This is a genomic window from Demequina ureilytica (assembly GCF_048553575.1).
Classification (GTDB): Bacteria; Actinomycetota; Actinomycetes; order Actinomycetales; family Demequinaceae; genus Demequina.
The window spans coordinates 310,746-331,815 of record NZ_JBLZIE010000002.1; the positions used below are offsets into that span (position 1 = coordinate 310,746).

Annotated in this window: 18 protein-coding genes; 11 read left to right on the plus strand and 7 right to left on the minus strand. The window is 68.7% G+C overall.

Annotated features, from left to right (window positions below; all coding sequences use genetic code 11):
- The first annotated feature begins 17 nt into the window (after positions 1-17).
- Entirely contained in the window at positions 18-1,280 is a 1,263-nt protein-coding gene (locus tag ACNI3K_RS08230) for a GNAT family N-acetyltransferase (RefSeq protein WP_419391398.1), read from the plus strand.
- 101 nt (positions 1,281-1,381) lie between these two features.
- On the opposite strand, the gene ACNI3K_RS08235 is transcribed toward ACNI3K_RS08230, so the two are convergent.
- Positions 1,382-1,831, minus strand: a complete 450-nt coding sequence (locus ACNI3K_RS08235; protein WP_419391399.1) for a ribose-5-phosphate isomerase — start codon at positions 1,829-1,831, stop codon at positions 1,382-1,384.
- A gap of 120 nt (positions 1,832-1,951) precedes the next feature.
- On the opposite strand from ACNI3K_RS08235, the gene ACNI3K_RS08240 reads away from it, so the two are divergent.
- Entirely contained in the window at positions 1,952-3,889 is a 1,938-nt protein-coding gene (locus ACNI3K_RS08240) for a M13 family metallopeptidase (RefSeq protein WP_419391400.1), read from the plus strand.
- Between the two features lie 286 nt (positions 3,890-4,175).
- On the opposite strand, the gene ACNI3K_RS08245 is transcribed toward ACNI3K_RS08240, so the two are convergent.
- From ACNI3K_RS08245 to ACNI3K_RS08255, 3 genes are all read right to left on the minus strand, one after another.
- Entirely contained in the window at positions 4,176-4,985 is an 810-nt protein-coding gene (locus tag ACNI3K_RS08245) for a MerR family transcriptional regulator (protein ID WP_419391401.1), read from the minus strand.
- On the minus strand, positions 4,982-5,473 hold the full coding sequence (locus ACNI3K_RS08250) for a GyrI-like domain-containing protein (protein WP_419391402.1): 492 nt from the start codon (positions 5,471-5,473) through the stop codon (positions 4,982-4,984). The genes ACNI3K_RS08245 and ACNI3K_RS08250 overlap by 4 nt, the downstream gene beginning before the upstream one ends.
- Before the next feature lie 109 nt (positions 5,474-5,582).
- On the minus strand, positions 5,583-7,487 hold the full coding sequence (locus ACNI3K_RS08255; RefSeq protein ID WP_419391403.1) for an ABC transporter ATP-binding protein: 1,905 nt from the start codon (positions 7,485-7,487) through the stop codon (positions 5,583-5,585).
- A 119-nt stretch (positions 7,488-7,606) separates the two neighbouring features.
- On the opposite strand from ACNI3K_RS08255, the gene ACNI3K_RS08260 reads away from it, so the two are divergent.
- The 6 genes from ACNI3K_RS08260 to ACNI3K_RS08285 all read left to right on the plus strand — a co-directional run bounded on the left by ACNI3K_RS08260 (position 7,607) and on the right by ACNI3K_RS08285 (position 11,688).
- On the plus strand, positions 7,607-8,443 hold the full coding sequence (locus tag ACNI3K_RS08260) for a CDP-alcohol phosphatidyltransferase family protein (protein WP_419391404.1): 837 nt from the start codon (positions 7,607-7,609) through the stop codon (positions 8,441-8,443).
- A 60-nt stretch (positions 8,444-8,503) separates the two neighbouring features.
- Entirely contained in the window at positions 8,504-9,505 is a 1,002-nt protein-coding gene (locus tag ACNI3K_RS08265) for a hypothetical protein (protein ID WP_419391405.1), read from the plus strand.
- A gap of 52 nt (positions 9,506-9,557) precedes the next feature.
- Positions 9,558-10,217 carry a pentapeptide repeat-containing protein gene (locus ACNI3K_RS08270; protein ID WP_419391406.1) on the plus strand — a complete coding sequence of 220 codons (660 nt, stop codon included), beginning with the start codon at positions 9,558-9,560 and terminating at the stop codon, positions 10,215-10,217.
- Positions 10,218-10,273: 56 nt separating this feature from the next.
- A complete protein-coding gene (locus tag ACNI3K_RS08275) occupies positions 10,274-10,765 on the plus strand; it encodes a tRNA (cytidine(34)-2'-O)-methyltransferase (RefSeq protein ID WP_419391407.1) in 492 nt (163 codons plus the stop codon).
- A complete protein-coding gene (locus ACNI3K_RS08280; protein ID WP_419391408.1) occupies positions 10,762-11,475 on the plus strand; it encodes a polyamine aminopropyltransferase in 714 nt (237 codons plus the stop codon). Before ACNI3K_RS08275 ends, ACNI3K_RS08280 begins: the two co-directional genes overlap by 4 nt.
- 69 nt (positions 11,476-11,544) lie before the next feature.
- A complete protein-coding gene (locus ACNI3K_RS08285) occupies positions 11,545-11,688 on the plus strand; it encodes a hypothetical protein (protein WP_419391409.1) in 144 nt (47 codons plus the stop codon).
- Positions 11,689-11,755: 67 nt separating this feature from the next.
- On the opposite strand, the gene ACNI3K_RS08290 is transcribed toward ACNI3K_RS08285, so the two are convergent.
- Positions 11,756-12,259 carry a ClbS/DfsB family four-helix bundle protein gene (locus tag ACNI3K_RS08290; protein WP_419391410.1) on the minus strand — a complete coding sequence of 168 codons (504 nt, stop codon included), beginning with the start codon at positions 12,257-12,259 and terminating at the stop codon, positions 11,756-11,758.
- 87 nt (positions 12,260-12,346) lie between these two features.
- The gene (locus ACNI3K_RS08295) at positions 12,347-13,711 is read right to left on the minus strand and encodes an MFS transporter (protein WP_419391411.1); all 1,365 of its coding nucleotides are present in this window, start codon (positions 13,709-13,711) and stop codon (positions 12,347-12,349) included.
- A gap of 177 nt (positions 13,712-13,888) precedes the next feature.
- Between ACNI3K_RS08295 and ACNI3K_RS08300 the strand changes: the two genes are divergently transcribed.
- Complete coding sequence (locus ACNI3K_RS08300) at positions 13,889-16,882, plus strand: EAL domain-containing protein (protein ID WP_419391412.1); 2,994 nt, start codon at positions 13,889-13,891, stop codon at positions 16,880-16,882.
- On the opposite strand, the gene ACNI3K_RS08305 is transcribed toward ACNI3K_RS08300, so the two are convergent.
- Positions 16,879-17,610: an MBL fold metallo-hydrolase gene (locus ACNI3K_RS08305; protein ID WP_419391413.1), complete on the minus strand. Its 732-nt coding sequence runs from the start codon at positions 17,608-17,610 to the stop codon at positions 16,879-16,881. The genes ACNI3K_RS08300 and ACNI3K_RS08305 overlap by 4 nt on opposite strands.
- Before the next feature lie 150 nt (positions 17,611-17,760).
- Here ACNI3K_RS08305 and ACNI3K_RS08310 point away from each other — a divergent pair, with 150 nt between their 5' ends.
- Positions 17,761-18,285: a TetR/AcrR family transcriptional regulator gene (locus tag ACNI3K_RS08310; RefSeq protein WP_419391414.1), complete on the plus strand. Its 525-nt coding sequence runs from the start codon at positions 17,761-17,763 to the stop codon at positions 18,283-18,285.
- Positions 18,286-18,396: 111 nt separating this feature from the next.
- Complete coding sequence (gene pepN / locus ACNI3K_RS08315; protein ID WP_419391415.1) at positions 18,397-20,985, plus strand: aminopeptidase N; 2,589 nt, start codon at positions 18,397-18,399, stop codon at positions 20,983-20,985.
- Positions 20,986-21,070: the final 85 nt, after the last annotated feature.

A 21,070-nucleotide genomic window follows, 5' to 3' on the forward strand; every position in this document is an offset into this window, starting at 1 on the left:
CCTGGAAACCTAGGAGCATGAAGAAAGCAGAGGGTTACCAGTCCATCACCGTCCCCGAGGCACGTCTCGACGAGTTCTTCCAGGTGGTGCAGTGGGCCTTCGTTGGCGAGTGGCTGGTCGACGACCGCCAGGACTACATCGACGCGCTGCCCGTCGACCGGGCACGTGGCCTTGAGGTCACGGACGAGCGCCGCGGCGCCGTAGGCGAGATCGCTGCCGTGCACGCCAGCTTCGGCACCGACATGATCACTCCCGGCGGACGGCGCGTGCGCACGTCTGGGCTGTCCTGGCTGGGTGTTCACCCCTCCCACCGCCGCCGCGGTCTCATGACCGAGATGATGCACGACCACTTCCGCAGGTGCCTGGAGCGTGGCGAGGCGGTGAGCTCGCTGTACGCGATGGAGGCCGAGATCTACTCGCGCTTCGGCTACGGCATGGGCGCCCAGACGGTCAAGGCGTCGATCCCCCGCGGCCCGCGGATGTGGAACGTCGACGGGGCCGAGGACCTCACGGTGCGCCTCGAGCGCGCCGACTTCGACAAGCACGACCAGCTCGTCGCGGACCTGCAGGCCAAGCTCACGCGGCCCGGCACGATCCTGAACCCCGTCGGTTCGGGACGCAACGCGCGCTTCACCGACCCATTGGGCAACCGCAAGGGCATGGAGAAGTGGCGCATCGCGATCGTCGAGGACCGCGGAGAGCCCGTCGCATACGCGTTCTTCCGCCGCAAGGCCGATTCCGACATCGGTATTCACGACGGCATCTGCCAGGTGCGGGAGCAAGGCTCGCTGACGCCCGCCGCCTCGCAGCGGCTCTGGGAGACCCTCACCGATTTCGACCTGGTCGAGACGACGTACACCGAGAACCTCGCGACGGATGACCCGCTGCTTCACCAGCTGAAGGACGCCCGCGGCGTGCGCTCCAAGGTGATCGACAACCTGTGGGTGCGCCTGCTGGACGTCCCGACGGCGCTGGAGTCGCGCGAGTACTTCCACGACTGCGATGTGACCGTGGGGCTGACGGACAAGCACGTCCCCGACAACGCCGGCACGTGGCGCATCGTGGTGGCGGACGGCGAGGCTACCGTCACCCGCGCCGAGGGAGCGGAGGCGGACCTCACCATGGACGTGCGCCACCTGTCGACCGTCTATCTGGGCGGCACCAGCGTCGAGTCGCTCGCCGCGGCCGGACAGATCATCGAGCACAAGGAGGGCCAGGCCCGCGAGCTCGCAGTCGCGATGATGTCACCGATCGCCCCGCTCGCGAACTGGGACTTCTAGCGCGTCTCACTGGCACTGCGCGCTGGCGGGACATGGGTGCAGTATTGCGCTCGGATCCAGCACTCATGTCCCTCTAGAGCGCGACTAGCGCGAGCCGGCAGCTAGCGGCGCTGCTCGTACTCCGTCATCGCATCGATCCGGCGCTGGTGGCGGGCGTCACCGCTGAAGGGCTCGCCGAGGAACGCATCGGCGATCGCCGTCGCCTGCTCAAGCGAGTGCATCCGGGCGCCGATCGATCCCACCTGCGCGTCGTTGTGCTGACGCGCGAGCCGCGCGGTCTCCTCGGACCAGATGAGCGCGGCGCGGATGCCCGTGACGCGGTTGGCGGCGAGCTGCTCTCCGTTGCCCGAGCCCCCGATGACGATGCCGAGCGACTCGGGCTCGTCGCGCACCCCTTCGGCGGCGGAGATGCAGAACGACGGATAGTCGTCCTGTGCGTCGTACTCGTCGGCCCCATGATCGACGACCGCGTGGCCGTCCTCCAGAAAGTGGGCCTTGAGGTGCTCCTTGAGCTCGAAGCCTGCGTGATCGGCGGCGATGTGGATGCGCATGGGACCATCCTGCCAGTCCTTAGGGTGCCCGCGCGTGCCTGCGGCGCCGTGGCCGGCCCGCACCCTCGCCGACAGCGAAACCGTCCCGGCCCGCGCATCGGCCGCGCATAGGGTGGGGCCATGGCTAAACATTCCGGAATCGACCAGTCCGAGTTCTCGCCCACCGTTCGTCCGCAGGACGACTTCTTCCGCTACGTGAACGGGCCGTGGGAGGCGTCGAAAGTCATTCCGGATGACAGGGCTGCGGATGGCAGCTTCTACACGCTGCGGGACGAGGCGGAGAAGCACACCCGCGAGATCATCGAGGCGGCGGACCCCCAGTCGCAGATCGGCGGGCTCTATACGAGCTTCATGGACGTCGATCGTGTCAACGCGCTCGGCACGAGCCCGCTCGAGTCAGATCTCGTAGCCATCGCCGATGCGCGGGACCACACCGCGCTCGCCGTCACCATGGGTGCGCTGCAGCGCACCGGCGTTGGCGGAGCAGTCGGCTACTACGTGTTCGCGGACAAGAACGACCCAGACAAGAACGTCGTGTACCTGTCCCAGTACGGGCTGGGCCTGCCTGACGAGGCCTACTACCGGGAGGACTCGCACGCGCAGACCCGCGCGAAGTACGTCGCGCACATCGACCGCATGGCGGAGATGACCGGGGTGGACTTCACCGGCGAGGGCATCATGACGCTCGAGACCGCGCTGGCCGCGCACCACTGGGACGTGGTCAAGACCCGCGAGGCCGAGCTCACCCACAACCCCACGACCCTCGAGCGGCTCGCTGCGGAGGCGCCCGGCTTCGACTGGCGCGAGTGGGCCGATGCGATCCGCCTGCCCGAGGCCGCGCACGATCTCCTAGTCGCGGGTGAGCCGAGCTTCTTCGAGGCCTTCGCTCGACTGTGGGAGGAGACCGACGTCGCGGCGTGGCAGTCGTACCTGCGCTGGCGAGTGGTGAACTCGCGCGCCCCGTACCTCACGGAGGACCTCTCCAAGGCGAACTTCGAGTTCTACGGGACCGTCCTGTCGGGGGCCACCCAGCAGCGCGAGCGCTGGAAGCGCGGCGTGGGGTTCGTGGAGGCCGTGGTCGGGGAGCTCGTGGGCAAGGAGTACGTGAAGGAGCACTTCCCGCCCACCCACAAGGAGCACATGGACCGGCTGGTCGCGAACCTCATCGAGGCGTACCGGGTATCCATCACCGAGCTCGAGTGGATGACGCCCGCGACCAAGCAGCGCGCCCTCGACAAGCTCGCGCAGTTCACGCCCAAGATCGGCTACCCCGAGAAGTGGCGCGACTTCAGCGGCCTGGAGGTCTCGCCCGACGACCTGGTGGGCAACATGCGCGCCTCCTCGATCTTCGACGAGGACTGGGAGTGGTCCAAGATCGGCAAGCCGGTGGACCGGTCCGAGTGGCTGATGACGCCGCAGACGGTCAACGCCTACTACCTTCCGCTCGCGAACGAGATCGCGTTCCCCGCCGCCATCCTGCAGCCGCCGTTTTTCCACCCCGATGCCGATGACGCGGTCAACTACGGCGGCATCGGCTCCGTGATCGGCCACGAGATCGGCCACGGCTTCGACGACCAGGGCTCCAAGTACGACGGCCGCGGCAAGCTCGAGGACTGGTGGACCGAGGCGGACCGTGAGGCGTTCATGGAGCGCGCGCACCTGCTGATCGAGCAGTACGACGGCTACTCCCCCGCGCAGCTGAGCGACGAGCACGTGGTCAACGGCGCTCTCACGGTGGGCGAGAACATCGGTGACCTCGCGGGCGTCGAGATCGCGCTCAAGGCGTACGAGATCGCGCTCGGAGGCCCCATCGCGGACGCCCCCGAGGTCGATGGGCTCACCGCCACCCAGCGCTTCTTCATCGGGTACGCGCTGACCGAGCGCATGGTCACCCGGGACGAGGCGCTGGTGACGCGCCTGGCGATGGACCCTCACTCCCCCAGCGAGTTCCGCGTCAACGGCATCGTCCGCAACGTCGCCGCCTGGTACGCCGCGTTCAACGTGACCGAGGACGACGAGCTTTGGCTCGCCACCGACAAGCGCGTGAGCATCTGGTAGTGCCGGCGGGGTTACCCTGGACTCAGGCCCCGATCGGGGCTGTCGCCGAGCCAAGGAGGCAACTATGGCTGAGAAGCAGAGCATCGACCTGATCGACAAGGGTGCAGAGGCGCCCGCCGCCGAGAACACCGGCGGATGCTGCGGCGGCAGCTGCGGCTGCGGCAACTAGTCGACCCCTAAGTTCTAGACAACTGGCGGGATCGGGCCTTCGGGCCCGGTCCCGCCTTCTGCGTCTGCGCTCTTCGAGAGCCCCCGGGCGGCCGATGCGCGGGCTCGCCCAGTACGGTCACTGCAGAATCGGCTTGCTGTAGCGTTGCGCGACTTGGCACCGGAATGGATCACCGTCACGGTAGACCTCGCGCGGAGACCCTGTCGGTCGACAGACACCGCGTGAAGCGGCCTCACGCACTGCGTCGAACGACCGCAGAACGGTCGGGAACTGAACCTCCCCGAAAGGGACGTCGACAAAGAACTCGGAACCTGCGGGTTCAACACCATCGGCGACAGCGCCGTCCGCGACCGGCACGCGCACTTCCACCGGCCCGTCGGACTCCCAGCCGACCTCGCCGTGGTACACCACCACGAGTGGTTGGCTGCGGTCGACGGCCTGTCCTGCGCGTTGTGCCATCGCGCGCGCCGTCTCCTCGATGTGCGCGGGCAGCTCGGCAGCGGTCGTATGCAGCGTGCGGGCCACGAAAGCCTGCTTAGCCACCTCCCGGCTGAACACCTCCAGGCCGGCGTCCGCCATCGGTGGCGACTCTGCGCCGAGCGCGATTGCGACGTTGTCCAAGAGCGCAAGGTTGCGCTCGTGACCGTGGATAGTCTTCGCCCGGTACTCATCGAGCAAGGCGCTGCGATCGCCATCGTCGGCGTCGAGGACCGCACCGATCCGGTCCAGTGGCATTCCCGCTCGTCGCAGCAGCGCGATGGAACGCGCGCGCTGCGCTTGCGCCTCCCGGTAGTAGCGGTACCCCGTGTACTCGTCCACGAGGTCGGGCAAGAGCAGCCCTCGCCGTTCGTACAGGCGCAACGCCTTCGCAGACAGCCACGTCAGTCGACTGAACTCTCCGATGGACAGTCTCGCGGTCGTGGTCACTTCAACAAGTATGTGACTTCGATCGCCCACTTGCTGCGATCCGGCTCGGACTCCGGGTCCGTAAGAAACTGCTCGGTGCGCGCGTGCCAGTGAATGCCGTCGGCGCGCTCGTCGATCGCGAGGTCAAGACCCTGCTCTCCGGCCCATGTCCACATCTCCGCGTGCACGCCGTCCAGGACGTCCGGGCCACCCTCCGGGCGAGCGACGAGGTAGCGGCCGGCCGGGATCTCTCCGGTCTCGAAGTGATCGCCGATCTCCATGCATGCAGATACGGGCACGGAGACCGTGAGATCCATTGGCTCGGTCGCCGTCCGCAGCCGCCGGTACTGGTAAATCGGGCCTCCAAGTGGGACGCCCCCGGCTTCCGCGAGAGCCGCATAGATCGTGGGCACGTGGGCATTGACGCGGCCCCAGTGCGCCAGCTCGCCGGTCGTGGAGACGCCCACCCAGGGACGCGCCGCACGCTCTTCGACAGTGAATTCAGTCATGGTCTTCCTCTCGTGCACCATCCGCCTCTCGGAGGTGTCACGCACCAGCACACCGCTTCACCCAAGGGCAAGGTCAAGCCTCGACACGACGCACGGCCGATGCGCGGGATCAGTCCCGCTGCTCCGCCGCAAGCCGGGCGAACAGTCCACCCGCGGCACTGAGCTCCACGGCGGTGCCGGACTCCACGATGCGTCCGCCGTCAACCACGTGGATCACGTCGGCATCGGCGATGGTGGACAGCCGGTGCGCGACGACCAGCGTGGTCCGGCCCTTCGCGGCGCGGTCCAGCGCCACCTGCACTATGCGCTCGCTGACGGTGTCGAGCGCACTGGTGGCCTCGTCGAGCAGCAGCACGGGTGGGTCCTTGAGCAGCACGCGCGCGATCGCGATGCGCTGCTTCTCGCCCCCGGACAGGCGGTAGCCCCGCTCCCCGACGACGGTGTCGTAGCCGTGCTCGAACCGCTGGATCTGGTCGTGAATGTTGGCGTCACGACAGGCCTCGATGAGCTCCTCATCAGTCGCCTCCGGCTTTGCGTAGCGCAGGTTCTCGGCGATGGTCGCGTGGAACAGGTACGTCTCCTGACTCACCACGCCGACCTTGTCGACGATCGACTCGTGGGTGAGCTCCCGCACGTCGGCCCCGGCGAACAGCACCGCGCCGGAACTCGCCTCGTGCAGGCGTGCAGCCAGGTACACCACGGTGGTCTTGCCCGCGCCAGAGGGGCCCACAAAGGCCACCGTCTTGCCGGGCTCCGCGACGAAGGAGACGCCGTCCAGGGTGGGGACTGCATCGGCCGCCGCGTCCGGGTAGCGGAACGTGACGTCGCGGAACTCGACCCGGCCCACCGGGCCGGGCGCCTGCGCGACGTCCCGCGCATCGGCCGCGTCGACGATGGCGGGCTGCAGATCGAGATACTCGAAGATGCGCGCGAACAGCGCACGCGAGGTCTGCACCTCGAGGGCGACGCGCATGAGCGCCATGAGCGGGAACAGCAGCCGCGCCTGGATCGCGGTGAACGCGACCACCGTTCCGGCGGTGATGGCCGGCTCGGTGCCCTGCTCGGTGGCGCGCGCGATGAGAAAGCCGGACGCGAGGTAGATAACCGCGGGGACCGAGCTCATGATCACGGTGACCATGCCGAAGAACCACTGCCCCGACATCGTCAGCCGCACCTGGAGATCGATCTGGTTGTCGTTCTCGGCCCCGTAGCGGCGCGCCTCGAGCCGCTGCCGGTTGTAGACCTTGGACAGCAGGATGCCGCTCACCGACAGAGTCTCTTGCGTGATCGCCGTCATCTCGGACAGCGACTCCTGCGTCCGCGAGGCGAGCCGGGCGCGCACCTGCCCGACCTTGCGCTGCACCAGCACCAGCGCCGGCATCAGCACCACCGCGATGAGGGTCAGGCGCCAGTCGAGCAGGATCATTGCTACGAGCGAGGCGAGCACCGTCACCGAGTTGCCGACGATGCTGGACACGAAGGTCGTCAGCACCCCGGAAACGCCGCCCACGTCGTTCTGGAGCCGGGATTGGATCACCCCGGTCTTGGTGCGCGTGAAGAACGCCAGGTCCATGGACTGGAGCTTGTCGAACAATTGCGTGCGCAAGTCGCCGGTGACCTTGTTTCCTACGGAGGACGTCACGTAGGTCTGCCACACGCCCAGCGCCGCCACACCCAAGAAGATCGCGATGATGATGGCGACCAGTTCCACCAACAGCCCGAGATTGGGAGCCGCGGCGCCTTCCGGGAAAAGCGCGTCGTCGAAGATCCGCTCGATGATGAGCGGCGGAATGACTCCGGCCGATGCGGTCACGACGACGAGCCCGGCGGTCAGCCCTAGCTGGGTCCGGTAGGGAGAGAAGAGCGCTGCCACCCGGTGCCACAGGTCCGGAATCTCGGGGGCCTCGGCGTTGGCCGCCTTGAGCGCGGACTCGTCCCGGCCCGCCGTCCCGCGGCCGTGGCCCACACCGCCGAGCGCGGCCCGGCGGGATCCGGGAGGAGGGGGGATGCTCATGCTCGCCAGCGTAATGCGCGCCTCGCCGACGACTTTGCGCCGGCCCGGGGCGACCGGGCTGGCAAACAGCCGGTGACGCGGGGCTTAACAGAAGGTGAACACGCTGATAAAATGCAGAAATGACACTCCACATTCCGGTGCACGACAACGGGCACCTCATGCGCGACGGTTCGCCGCGCATGGACGTGTCGTTGAGTGCCATTCGGGAGATCGGCCAGCCGCCCGCGATCCGCGGCCGTGCGATGGCCGAGCACTGGAGCGCCTCCCTGTACTGGCGCAAGGTCTCGCCGCGCCTCACCCAGCGGTTCCTGGCGGCCGGTCTGAGTGCCGACGCGGTCACGGTCGGCGTGATCCTCACCGGTTGGATGGCAGCGCTGTCGCTGCTCATCCCATCGGTCGCAGGTCCCCTGCTTGCCGCCGTGTTCGCTCAGTTGCAGATGCTCGTCGACGCCTCCGACGGTGAGGTGGCACGCGTGCGCGGCACGTCCGGCCCCCGCGGAGTGTTCCTCGACAAGATCGCTCACTACACGACCGAGGGCGGCATCCCCATCGCCCTGGGCGCCTCGCTCGCGATCTCCATGGGAGACGCGATGCCGCTCGCACTCGGCGCCCTGCTGGGTGCCATGGTGCTCATGAACAAGGTCCTCAACGACGCGGTGCACGTGGCCCGCGGCAGCGTCGGCATGGCGAACGTGCCCGACTCCCACGAGGCGCGCGAGATCGGCCGGCCACTGCTGCGCCTGGCCCGCAAGGCGTTCAACCTGGTGCCGCTCCACCGCGTGTACCACTCGGTCGAGATGACGCACCTGATCCTGGTGGCGGCCCTCGTCCAGACCCTCGTGGGGGCTCCTGTGCTGTGGTGGACGCTCCTCACCCTGGTCATCGCCACGCCCTTCGTGTTGGCCGGTCACTTCGTGGCCATCGTCAACTCCCCCAAACTTCGCCCCATTCGCTAGCTGCGGAGCAGGACGGGTCCCGGCAGCGCGGCGACACCCGCGCGCCCCTAGGGTGGGCGCATGACCCCCAGTTCCGAGAACGGCTCCGCCGCGACCGGCCGCCACGTCCAGCCGCGCTCGCGGGGCCAGCGTGCCGCCGACGGATCCGGGGCGCCGAACCGGCTGCCCGCCCCACTCGCCGTCCTCGTGGGTGTGGTGAGCGCCGTCATCGGGCTGTTGCCATGGCTGATCAGCGGCATGCGACTGCCGCTTCAGTTCATCTGGGCGACCGACGCGCGGCCGGAGGACATGCCGTTCGCCCTCCTGCCGCTGAGCGGCACCTACCTGGTCGCAACCGTGGCCATGGTGGTCGTGGGCTCCGCGCTCGCGGGTACCGCGGTGCGCATCGCCGCCCGCCTGGGCCGGCCCCCGCGCGTGCGGCTCGTGGCGGTGGGCGCGGCAGCCGTGCAGGCGGTCGCGCTCGTCCAGGCGAGCTCGGTCGTCAGCGGAGGACTCGAGGAGTCCTCGCGGGCACAGGTGTATCTCTGGGGGATGGTGGCGGGCGTGTGCGTCGGCATCATCATCGGCCTGCTCGTGATGGCCGGGATCGGACGGGCCGACATCGCCAGCGCGACAATAGCCATCACCTTCGCCGCGCTCGCCCTCACGCAATGGCTGCCGTTCCTCGCCCGTCCCATTGGATCGGGCCCGCTCTACGACGCGGACATACCGGCCATCGTCTGGGAGACGGAAAAGTGGCTGCCATTCCTCATCGTCGCCGTGGCAGTGGGCTGGTGCGGGGTAGCGTCACTCAAGCGCGCGGCGGCATCGATGGTGTCTCTGGCGTCGCTGTGGATCGGCTACGCCGCCGTGATCGCCTTCAACTGGGCCGTCGGCACGCGCATCAATCTGCAGTACCCCTCCGAACTGGTGTCGACGACGTCGCGCGTATTCGTCGAGAGCTTGACCTCCTTCGGCATCCCCGGGCGGATGCTCGTGACCGTGGTGCTCGCGGCCATGATCGCCGTGGTGCTCAACGCCGTCCGCATCGTCCGGCAGACCAACGCCTCGCAGGACGACTGACCGGCTTGTCGCGAGAGTCACGCCGTCGAGGGCCACGGCCTACGGTTTCGCGATGACACTGCAGATAGCCGCGCCTCGTCCCGAGCCAGTGACTCTCGACCGACTGGCGCGCGCGGACGCATACGACCTCGACGAGGGTCCGCACTGGCACGACCTGGACCTGTCCGGGCTGGACTTCGGCGACCGGGACCTCACAGACGCCTCCTTTCTCGGCTGCGACCTGAGCCGCGCCGTGCTCGAGGGCGGGACGCTGCGGGGCGTCGAGCTCACCGGCTGCCGTGCCGAGGCCCTGGCGGCAGCGTCGCTCAACGCACCCGCAAGCGAGTGGCGGCGCTGCGAGATCGCTCGCTCGCGCATCGGCGCCGCGGAACTGCACGGCGGGGAGTGGGCCGAGTCTGTGGTCTCCGGATCCAAGTTTGGGTACCTCAACCTCAGAGGGTCCCGGCTAGCCGACGTCCTGTTCGAGGACTGCGTGTTCGGCGACCTGGACCTCATGGATGCGCGGCTCACCCGGGTCGCGTTCCGTGACTGCACGGTCCGCACGCTGTCGGTGCGACGCGCGGCGCTGGCCGACGTCGATCTGCGGGGGCTCGAGATCGCCGGACTGGACGATCCGGCGTCCCTGCGCGGTGCGGCCGTCTCCAGCCAGCAACTGCTCGACCTGGCGCCACTGCTGGCGGCCCACCTCGGCCTCCTCGTCGACGACGCGTGATCGCGGGCCAGGCAGGTCGGGCGCGGATCGCGGTCATGGGCTGGGATGATGGCGGCATGTCAGCCGCGCCCCACATCGCCTTCTACGAGCCGCGCATCCCGGAGAACACCGGTGCAGCGATCCGGCTCTCGGCGGTCACCGGATCGCACCTGCACCTCGTCGAGCCGCTGGGCTTCGACCTGTCCGAGCCCAAGTTGCGCCGCGCCGGGCTCGACTATCACGACCTCGCGACCGTCACCTTGCACGGCGACTTCGACGCGCTGCTGACCGCCATGCCCGCCTCGCGGGTGTTTGCCTTCACCGCGCACGCCACGACGGTCTACTCCGACATCGACTACCGGCCCGACGACGTCCTGCTGTTCGGCCCCGAGCCCACCGGACTGCCCGAGGAGGCGATGTCGCACTCGCGGGTCACCGACCGCGTGCGCATCCCCATGCTGCCGGGGCGCCGTTCACTGAACCTGTCGAACTCGGCTGCGCTGGTGGTCTACGAGGCCTGGCGCCAGGCGGGTTTCGCCATCGACACCTCCGAAGGAGACCCATCATGAGCGCACGGTTCGAGGAGCTGGGCTGGGGCCCCACCCCCATCGGCGAGGTCAGCCTGCGCCGGCGGTTGGACCCCGTGACCCGCGTGGACGTGTTCGAGGTCAAGCTGAACGACGAGTGGCTGATGTCGAGCCAGTTCACTGCCGCCGAGGAGGCGCTTGCTCACCGTGGGCTTGCCCGCCTAGGAGATCGCCCCGCGGACGTCGTGGTCGGTGGGCTGGGGCTCGGATACACGGCCGCGAGCGCTCTCGAGCACGCCAACGTCCGTGACATGGCCGTGATCGAGCTGCTGGAGCCGGTCATCGAGTGGCATGAGAAGGGCCTGGTTCCACTGGGGGCTGGGCTGACGGCCGATGCGCGCTGCCGGTTGGTCCAGGGCGACTTCTTCGCGATGAGTCGCGACGGTGGCTACGACCCGGCGGATGCCGCGCGCACCTTCGACGCCGTGCTGCTGGACATCGACCACTCGCCGCGGCACGTGCTCGACGACGGTAGCGCGGGCTTCTATGGCGTCGAGGGCATGCGTGCCGTCGCCTCCCGCATCTCCCCCGGCGGCGTGTACGCGATGTGGTCGAACGACCCGCCCGACGCCGAATACGTGGCGATCCTCGAGCAGGTCTTTGTGGACGTGGAGGCGGAGATCATCACATTCCACAACCCCCTTCAGGGCCGTGACGCCACCGCGACGGTGTACGTCGCTACCGCACGCTGACGGGCGTTGTTCGCCTCGCGGGGCTCGGTGAGCGGGCGTACGGTGAAGGGAGTCGAACTTGGAGGCCCCATGCCACGATCGCTGCCCGTCCCCCTCGCAGGAGCTCTCGCCGCATCGGCACTGGTGCTTGCCGCCTGCGGTGACGACACCAGCGCGGACGCGCCCTCAGAGATCATCGAGCAGCCCGCCAAGACCACCGAGGAGGCGCCCTGACGAGCCTGCCTCGTGGGTATCCTCTGCGTACGGCATCCCCGGCGAGGGCTGCGGACGTCGCGCCGGTTCACCCACGTCCGTGGCGACGCAGCTTCTTGAGCGCCCACTCGTCGTGGCTGGAGGTCGCCGAGACGCAGTACGCGCCTAAGGACGTGGAGCCCGTCCACGGATAGTACTTCTTGGTGAACAGCTCGGCGTCGCTGTGGGACGTGATCATCGCGATGACGTCCTGGTACGACTCCTGGTAGAGGTCCATCGCGCGGTCCAGGCTCGTGTCAGCGTGCTTGTCGCGGAAGGCCACGTTCATAGGCGCGTACGAGGACCACGTGTAGCCGTCGGGCAGGAACGGCTGCGGGTCGCCGCTGGTGTTGGCGCGTTCCCAGTCGAGCAGCAGCAGCAGGTGCCACTCGTGCAGATGCACCAGCACATCGCGGACGTTGCGGTCGCGATCCTCGAAGGCGAACTCTCCCTCGCGCACCTCGGCGGGGAAGGACTCGATGAGGCCGAGCAGGCGTTCACGGCTCGCGGCGCTCGCGCGGAGCAGTTCCTCTTTGCTTCGAGGTCTTGGCACAGCACACCCCCGTCAACCCGACGCGAGGACATCACTGCCATCCTGGCACCCCATCGGCCCGACGCCAACTACGGGGCCCCGTTCTCGCTACGGAGTGGGCGCTCGGTCGTCGTAGTCGCGGAAGGACTGCCCGTCGCTGGAGCGCCGCAGGCGCGTCAGCACCGCGATGAGGCCGATGATCGCGAGCCCCCCCACGAGCGGCGGGCACCACAGCGCCACCGCTGTGGCGAGGATGCCGGCGTACATGTCGCCGGTGCGCGGCCCGCCGGTGACCACCACGACGAAGATCCCCTGGAGGCGTCCGCGCATCTCGTCGGGCGCGGCCTTGATGATCATGGTCTGGCGGAAGATCGCGCTCACCTCGTCCGAGGCCCCCATGCCTGCCATCGCGACTCCCAGCAGCACCAGCGCGGGCCAGTAGATGCCGGACCAGCCAGCCGCCGCATCGTGCTCGATTACGCTCATCAGCAGGGTGCCCGCGCCGAACAGCAGCGCGAACGCCCCGAACACCGTGATCGCACGAGCGATCGCCACGCCGTGCCGGTGGATGTGCGCGACGGGACCCGAGAATAGGCTCACGAGGATCGTGCCGACGGCGCCCGCAGCGGTGAGAGCACCCACAGTCAGCGCGCCACCACCCACGACGGTCGCCCCCAGAGCGGGGAACAGCACGTACGGGCGCGCGAAGGTCATGGCGACGATGTCCACGATGAAGCTCATGCGGATGTTGGGGCTGCGCCTGAGGAACCCGAGCCCTGCGCGCACCTGTCCCCAGCCCGCCTCCACCCGTTTGCCCAGGCGCGGCAGCGACGGCAGCATCCACACGCCCAGGAATCCGGCGGTGAACAGCGCGGCGTCGACGGCGAAGGTCCACGGCAGGCCGATGCCGGCGGCGAGCACCCCCGCGAGCGCCGGGCCCACGGTGAGCTGGGTGCCGAAGCCGATGCCGTTGAGCGCCGTCGCGCGGGAGATCAGCTCTGGCGGCAGGATGCGCCCCACGACCGAGCCGCGGGTGGCCCCCGAGATGGTGGCAGCGACGGCGTTGATCGTCGTCACCAGGTAGAACGGCCATATGGGCGCGTGGGTGCCGCTCGGACCGGAACTGAGGACGGCGTCCCACGTGGACAGCGCCACCAACCCGAGCACCGACACCCAGGCGACGAGCGAAGACGCGATGAGCAGGCGGCGGCGGTCGAAGACATCCGCGAGCATGCCGCCCCACAGGCCCGCGACGATCATCGGCACGAGCGCGATGCCGCCCACCAGCCCCACGGCGAACGTCGACTCCGTGATCTCGTAGATCTGCAGGCCGACCGCGACGATCGACATCTGCGAGCCGATGCCCGCCACCACGCCACCGATCCACAGGCGCGCGAACGCTGGGCTGGCTCTGAGCGGGGCAAGGTCGACCATGCGCCGACGACGCTGGCCCGCGGCATCGGTCTGGGTCACCGAAGCATTGTAAGGACCTGCGTCCCGGAGAGGGACGCCTGGGTGGACTACCCTGGCCGTTCGGGTCAATCGCTATCCACGCTCCGCACCACGCCGTGGATGGCATGCGCGATTCGTCATCACGCCACAAAGAAGGGGCGACATGCTGGGACTGTCACGCGCTGACGGTGGCGAAGCGTGAGCCGCCCGCTCACCACCCTGCTCCTCACGCCCAGCCTCGGAGGGGACTTCTTCGGCAGCCTGATCCCGGGCCTCGCTCGAGAGATCGTCGGCGCCAACGGTCGGCTCGTGGTGGTCGAGACTCGGCAGAAGCACTCCCCGCGGGACGAGGCCGGCGAGCCAGGCCCCTTCTCGACGCCGGTCGCGTGGTCCGACATCGACGGCATCGCCTCGGTGACCACCGCAGCAGGCGCGGGCTATCTCTCGCAGGCTCACCGGGCGGGCAAACCGGTGGTGCTGGTATCGAGCACCCAGATGGGCGACCTCGAGGCACCCGTCGTCCGGCCCGACAACCAACAAGGAATCGCCGCGGCCGTCGATCACCTCGTCTCGCACGGTCACACGCGCATCGGCTTCGCGGGCAACCTGGCGCAGAGGGATATCCGCGACCGGTTCGACGCGTATCGAGGTGCGCTCGCGGCCCACGGCCTCGCCGCAGACCCTTCCTTCGTCTACGTCACGCCGGAGAACGGTGAGGCGGGCGGCGTGTCTGCCGCGTCGGGCCTGCTCGGGTCCCCTCACCGTCCCACGGCCCTGGTGGTGGGGACCGACCGCAATGCGATCGGGCTGATGGGCGCGCTGCGGCGCGCGGGGCTCACTGTCCCAGACGACCTCGCGATCGTGGCATTCGATAACAACGCAGCCGGGATGTTCGCGATCCCGAGCCTGACGAGCGTGGACCCCCGATTCGATCACGTGGGCGCACTTGCGGGCCGGCTGCTGCTGGCCGCGATGCGGGGTGAGACCGTGCCAAACGAGACCATCACTCCCGGCGCTGCGACGCTCATGCTGCGGGAGTCCTGCGGCTGCGCGGCAGACTCCCCCCACCGCCCGGCGGATGCGGGACAGCCGCGCGGCACGTCGACGGAGATTCTGGACGCGGGCCTCCGCGGGGCGCTCGAACCGGAGCTGCTGACGGGCGTCGAGGGCGCCGACGGTGAGGCCCGTATCGCAATCGACGCGTGCGTGCGGGACACGACGCGCCTGCTGGAGCGCGGAGAAGACGTCACGCAGGCGGAGATCGCGGGGTTCATGACGTCGTTACAGGCCATCACGTCCCGTCCCGACACGCTGCGGCGCTTGATGGACGCGATCACGCAGGCGGCCGAGGGAGCGGGAATGCCGGACGCGCCCAGCGGTGCATTGTCCTCCCCGGTATCCGCGAGAATCGCCGCCGCCCTGTGGAAGGGCCACGCACGGGCGTCACAGCGCCAGGCCGAGGTGACGGATGCAGCCATCGCCGAACAGTACGTCGTCGACGCCGGGCTGCTCGAGACCGGCGGCGCCGATCCGCGCGACCTGACATGGCTGACGGGCACGCGAGTCAAGGTGGGCGCGCTGGGACTGTGGGAGGACGGACCCGCATCGGGCGAGCTGCGGATAGTCGGCGAGTACGACCGCTCAGGCGCTCCTGTCGACTTGGTGGACACCGTGATGAGGACCGAGAGCTTTCCGCCAGAGTCCCTCATCGCCCGCGCCTCTGCCGCCCAGCGCGAGGTGTGCCTGGTGGTGCCCGTGTGCACCGAGAAGGAGGACTGGGGCCTGCTCGCCGTGGTGGTCGAGATCGACCCGACCGCGGTGCAAGACACGTACCAGCACTGGGCGGCGCTGCTGTGCGCGGCGCTCGAGTCCCAGCGCCGACAGGACGAGGTCCGTAGGAGCGCGCTCTTCGATTCGCTCACTGGGCTGCCCAACCGTCAGCTGCTCATCGAGCAGCTAAACCAGGCCATCGCGTGGCACAAGCGAGGGGGAGTTCCCTACTCCGTGCTGTTCCTTGATCTCGACGGCTTCAAACTCATCAACGACTCCCTCGGTCACCAGATGGGGGACGAGGTCCTCAGGACTGTCGCATCCGTGATCTCTCACACCCTGAGGGACGTCGACACCGGGGCGAGGTTCGGCGGCGACGAGTTCGTGGTGCTGCTCGCCGACACCGGCGCCGCGAAGGCGATGGAGGCGGCGGAGCGACTCCAGTCGGCGCTCGACTTGATGCGCACGTTCGATGGCCACGAGATCGTGACCCGGGCCAGCATCGGGATCGCGTCGAGCGAGGTCGGCTACACGAGCGCTGACGACGTGCTGCGAGATGCCGACGCCGCGATGTACAGCGCGAAGGCGGACGAGCCCGGGACGGTGGCCTACTTCGACGCGCCGATGCACGAGAGTGCGGTCCGCAGAACCGAACTCGCGGACGAGGTGCTGCTGGCGCTGCGAGACCACCAGTTCGAGGTCCACTATCAGCCGATCGTCAACCTGCAGACAGGGCGCATCGACAGGTTCGAGGCGCTCGTGCGATGGAACCATCCCACGCGCGGGCTGATCGAACCCCACGACTTCCTCGCCGACCTCGAGCAGACGTCGCTCATCCTCGACCTCGGCCACTGGGTGCTGGACGAGGTCTGCCGCCAGCTGACCGAGTGGCAGCCGAGCGCCGTCAACGTCAGCGTCAACATCTCCGACAAGGAGTTCTGGAGCCAGAACCTCCTCAACCGGGTGCTCTCGACGCTCGAGCGCCACGAGCTCTCGCCGAGCCGCCTCACGCTCGACATCACCGAGAGCGTGCTGATGCGGCGCCCGGAAGTCGCACTGCGCATCATGCACAAGCTCCACGAGGCCGGGCTCACGCTCCACATCGACGACTTCGGGACGGGGTACTCGTCACTCGAGACGCTTCACCGGTTCCCGGTCGAGGCGTTCAAGATCGACCAGACGTTCATCCAGTCGCTCTCAAGCGCGGAGAACAGTTCCGAACTGATCGCGTCGCTCGTGAAGATGGGCGGGGCGCTGGGGCTGGCGGTGGTCGCCGAGGGCGTCGAGACCGAGGGACAGCTGGCGCTGCTGCGCGAGCTTGGCTGCGCCACCGGCCAGGGATTTCTGTTCATGCCCGCCGTCACCGGGGAACGTGCCAGCACGCTGCTGGGACGAACGCTGCGGGACGACGGACCGGACTAAGACCCCGGACGGCGCGGTTCGAGCCGCGCCCTCACCGCTGCCTGGACCTTGCCCGGATCCACACGCCACGGCGCCCCATGCCCCGGGAGCACCCACGACGCCTCGAGCCCGGCCAGGCGCTCGAGCGAATTCAGTGCGAGGTCGGGCTCGTCCGTGAAGGGCGCAGGCTGAGGTCCGACGTTGCCCGTGAGGACGTGCCTGGTGGTGAGGGCGTCGCCCACGGCCACCGCATCGGCGATCGGCACGTGGACCGCGATCGAACCCGGCGAGTGCCCCGGCAGCGCGATCACCCGGGGCGAGCCAGGAAGGTCCAGGACATCGCCGTCCTCCACCGGAACGACCTCCGTGAGGTGCCGGGTGCGCCACGCCCCCTTGCGCACGGCGTAGGCCGCGAAGCTGACCACGCCCGGCAGGCGCATCCGCCCGCCCGAGGCTGGTGGCTTGTCGCCGCCCTTGGCGCGCGCCGCATCGGCGCTGTGCACGAAGACCGGCACCCCGGTGGCTGCACGCAAGCGCTCGGCGAAGCCGATGTGGTCGCTGTCGCCGTGGGTGAGCACCACGCCCTTCACGTCCCCCAGCGCGCGCCCCAGGACAGCGAGCTCGCGAGTCAGGTCGCGCCAATGGCCGGGCAGGCCGGCGTCGATGACGGTGATGCCCTCGTCGGTCACGACAAGGTAGGAGGCGACGATGTCGTTGCCGATTCGGTACAGGTGCGAGCCGATCTTCATGGGTGTACTCCCTTGATAAGCCGTCGTGCCGCTGGGCGCCTCCCCCGCTGCCGCGACACGTGCACCGAGGGGCTTGGCATGACTAATGTATGTAGTTATCATGGCTACTGTCAATAGTCATCAAGGCTGCCGTCCGCAAAGGAGCCCTCAGTGCCCACCCCGTCCCGCACCAGCCGCGCAGACATAGTCGCTGCAGGCCGCCACATCCTGGACGCAGAAGGCTTGGACGCCCTCACGATGCAGGCCGTCGCCATCCACGTCGGGGTGCGTCCACCATCGCTCTACAAGTACGTCGCAGACCGTGAGGCGCTCATCGTCCTCGTCGCAGACGCGGCGCTCACGGAGATCGAAGCGCTCCTGGCCGCGGCCGGGACCCTCCCCGAACTGGCCCGTGCCCTGCGTGCGTGGGCGCGGGCGCACCCAGCGGCGTTCACCTTGGCGATGTCGGGTCGGGCCACGCAGGAGTCGCTGAACGCCGCGAGCGAGCCGATCCTGCGCATGGGTGCGCGCCTCGCGAGCGAACAGCACGCGCTCGCGGCGGCTCGCCTCGTCACTGCGTGGTGCACCGGATTCCTCACGATGGAGCTCGCCGGCGCATTCCGGCTGGGAGGCGACCTCGACGAGTCCTTCGAGTTCGCACTGGACAGGCTCACTGCCGCACTGTCCCCGCGTTGACCCTGTCGACGGCCGCCGCGCCGCGGCATGACTCCGGGGGGTGAGCCTGAACACGATCAACTCAGCCGGTCTCGGCCCTCGCATGTCGGCCAGGCATGACAGAATCAGCGCATGCCTGGTACGAACCTCACGCGCGCAGAGGCCGAGGCCCGCGCTGCCCTCATCTCCACCGAGACCTACGCCGTCGAGCTGGACCTCACCACCTCCGAGGACACCTTCCGCTCGACATCCACGGTTCGCTTCTCCGCCACCCCCGGAGAGTCGACATTCATCGATCTCATCGCGCCCACGGTGCACCGCATCACGCTCAACGGCGCGGACCTGGATCCGAATGAGCACTTCGCGGACAGCCGCATCGCCCTCCCGGACCTGCAGGCCGCGAACGAACTGACCGTGGTAGCCGACGGCGCCTACATGAACACCGGAGAGGGGCTGCACCGGTTCGTCGACCCCGAGGACGGCGAGGTCTACCTCTACAGCCAGTTCGAGGTCGCGGACACGCGCCGCGTGTACGCGGTGTTCGAGCAGCCCGACCTCAAGGCGGCCTTCACGTTCTCCGTGATCGCGCCCTCGCACTGGCACGTGCTGAGCAACAACCCCGGCACCAAGTCCCCCGTGGACGGCGAGGTCGAGATTGCCGGCAAGTCTCGCGCCAAGGCGCGCTGGGACTTCACCGAGACCACCCGCCTCCCCTGCTACGTGACCGCCATCGTCGCCGGGCCGTACCACCGGGTCGAGGGCACCATCGAGTCCCGCAAGGGCACCATCGGCGCCGACGTGTACTGCCGCGAGGCACTTGCCGAATTCCTCGACGCGGACGTCATCCGGGCCGACGCCCAGGCCGGCTTCACGTTCTACGAGGACAAGTTCCAGATGGACTACCCCTTCGAGAAGTACGACCAGATCTTCGTGCCCGAGTTCAACGCCGGTGCCATGGAGAACGCGGGCTGCGTGACGTTCCTCGAGGACTACGTGTTCCGCTCCAAGGCGGCGGAGGCGCGCATCGAGCGGCGCACCGTGACGGTGCTGCACGAGCTGGCGCACATGTGGTTCGGCGACCTCGTCACCATGAAGTGGTGGAACGACCTGTGGCTCAACGAGTCCTTCGCGGAGTACGTCTCCACCGTCGCCACCGTGGAGACCACCAAGTGGAAGGACAACTGGGTCACGTTCAACTCGCTGGAGAAGACGTGGGCCGCGCGCCAGGACCAGCTGCCCTCCACTCACCCGATCATGGCGGAGATCAGAGACCTTGAGGACGTCGAGGTCAACTTCGACGGCATCACGTACGCGAAGGGCGCCTCGGTGCTCAAGCAGCTCGCGGCCTGGGTGGGCCAGGACGAGTTCTTCGCGGGCGTCGCCGAATACTTCCGCAAGCACCACCACTCGAACACCACGCTGCGCGACCTGCTCGTCGAACTCGAGGCCACCTCGGGCCGCGACCTCTCGGCGTGGTCAGAGGTGTGGCTCCAGAAGGCCGGCATCACCACGCTGCGACCCAAGATCGAGGTCGACACGCACGACGACATCGCGGCGTTCGCCGTGATCCAGGAGGTCCCCGCCGACTGGCCGACGTACCGTCCGCACCGCATCGGGATCGGCGGCTACGACGTGGTGGTCTCGCCCTCCGGCGACACCAGCCTCGAACGCACCATGTTCGTGGAGACCGACATCACCGGCCCGCGCACCGACATCCCCCAGCTCGTGGGCAACCACCGGCCGGCGCTGATCCTCGTCAACGACGAGGACCTTGCATACGCGAAAGTGCGCCTGGACGACCAGTCGCTCGCCACCGCGGTCGAGCACGTCAGCCGGTTCACGGATCCCCTCGCCCGCTCGATGGTGCTCACCGCCGCCTGGGACATGACCCGCGATGGCGAGATGCCCGCTCGCCAGTTCGTGGACCTGGTGCTACGCAACATCGCCCACGAGTCCCAGTCCACGACCGTGATGGTGCTGCTGCGCCAGTTAGCGACCGCGCTCACGCTCTACGTGCACCCCGACCACGCGGAGGACGCGTGCGCTGACGCCGCCGAGACGCTGTGGCTGCTCGCCATCGAGTCCGAGCCGGGCTCGGACCACCAGCTCCAGTTCGTGCGCGCCTTCGCGTCGCTGGCATGCACCGACATCCAGCTCGACAACCTGCAGGGGCTGCTCGACGGCAAGCTGAGCCTGGGCGGATTGCCCATCGACTCGGACCTCGCGTGGGACCTGCTGATCGGCCTCACCGTCGGCGGTCGGGCCACCGAATATGCGATCGAGCTGCAGCTGGCTCGCGACGCCACCGCCTCAGGGCACCGCCGCGCGGCGCACGCCCGCGCCGCGATGGCCACACCCGAGGACAAGCGCCGCGCGTGGGACTCTCTGGTCAACGCGGAGAAGGACCTGCCAAACGCACTGCAGTTCTCCGCCACAGCGGGGTTCATGCATGTCAACGGCACCGCGCTACTCGAGCCGTTCGTCGACGAGTACTTCGCCTCGATCCGGCGCATCTACGCGGAGAAGACCAACGAGATGGCGACGGGCCTGATCGAGGGCCTGTATCCCGTGCGACTGGCGGGCCGCTACGACGGCCTCCAGGAGAAGGCAGATGCCTGGCTCGCCGAGAACGCCGATGCGCACGACGCTCTCAAGCGCCTAGTGATCGAAGGCCGCGACGGCGTGCGACGCGCGCTCGAGAACCAGGCCAAGGACAAGTAGCAGCCACAGCAAGGCGAGGGCCGTACCGGCCCTCGCCTTGCTGCGCCTGACCCCGCAGCATGCCGGGGCGTGAAAAACTGGGGTC

Excerpts from the sequence above, each read along its gene's own strand:
- ACNI3K_RS08230 (WP_419391398.1), top strand. The coding sequence starts at position 18 with ATGAAGAAAGCAGAGGGTTACCAGTCCATCACCGTCCCCGAGGCACGT.
- ACNI3K_RS08235 (WP_419391399.1), bottom strand. The coding sequence starts at position 1,831 with ATGCGCATCCACATCGCCGCCGATCACGCAGGCTTCGAGCTCAAGGAG.
- ACNI3K_RS08240 (WP_419391400.1), top strand. The coding sequence starts at position 1,952 with ATGGCTAAACATTCCGGAATCGACCAGTCCGAGTTCTCGCCCACCGTT.
- ACNI3K_RS08250 (WP_419391402.1), bottom strand. The coding sequence starts at position 5,473 with ATGACTGAATTCACTGTCGAAGAGCGTGCGGCGCGTCCCTGGGTGGGC.
- ACNI3K_RS08255 (WP_419391403.1), bottom strand. The coding sequence starts at position 7,487 with ATGAGCATCCCCCCTCCTCCCGGATCCCGCCGGGCCGCGCTCGGCGGT.
- ACNI3K_RS08260 (WP_419391404.1), top strand. The coding sequence starts at position 7,607 with ATGACACTCCACATTCCGGTGCACGACAACGGGCACCTCATGCGCGAC.
- ACNI3K_RS08265 (WP_419391405.1), top strand. The coding sequence starts at position 8,504 with ATGACCCCCAGTTCCGAGAACGGCTCCGCCGCGACCGGCCGCCACGTC.
- ACNI3K_RS08270 (WP_419391406.1), top strand. The coding sequence starts at position 9,558 with ATGACACTGCAGATAGCCGCGCCTCGTCCCGAGCCAGTGACTCTCGAC.
- ACNI3K_RS08275 (WP_419391407.1), top strand. The coding sequence starts at position 10,274 with ATGTCAGCCGCGCCCCACATCGCCTTCTACGAGCCGCGCATCCCGGAG.
- ACNI3K_RS08280 (WP_419391408.1), top strand. The coding sequence starts at position 10,762 with ATGAGCGCACGGTTCGAGGAGCTGGGCTGGGGCCCCACCCCCATCGGC.
- ACNI3K_RS08285 (WP_419391409.1), top strand. The coding sequence starts at position 11,545 with ATGCCACGATCGCTGCCCGTCCCCCTCGCAGGAGCTCTCGCCGCATCG.
- ACNI3K_RS08305 (WP_419391413.1), bottom strand. The coding sequence starts at position 17,610 with ATGAAGATCGGCTCGCACCTGTACCGAATCGGCAACGACATCGTCGCC.
- pepN (WP_419391415.1), top strand. The coding sequence starts at position 18,397 with ATGCCTGGTACGAACCTCACGCGCGCAGAGGCCGAGGCCCGCGCTGCC.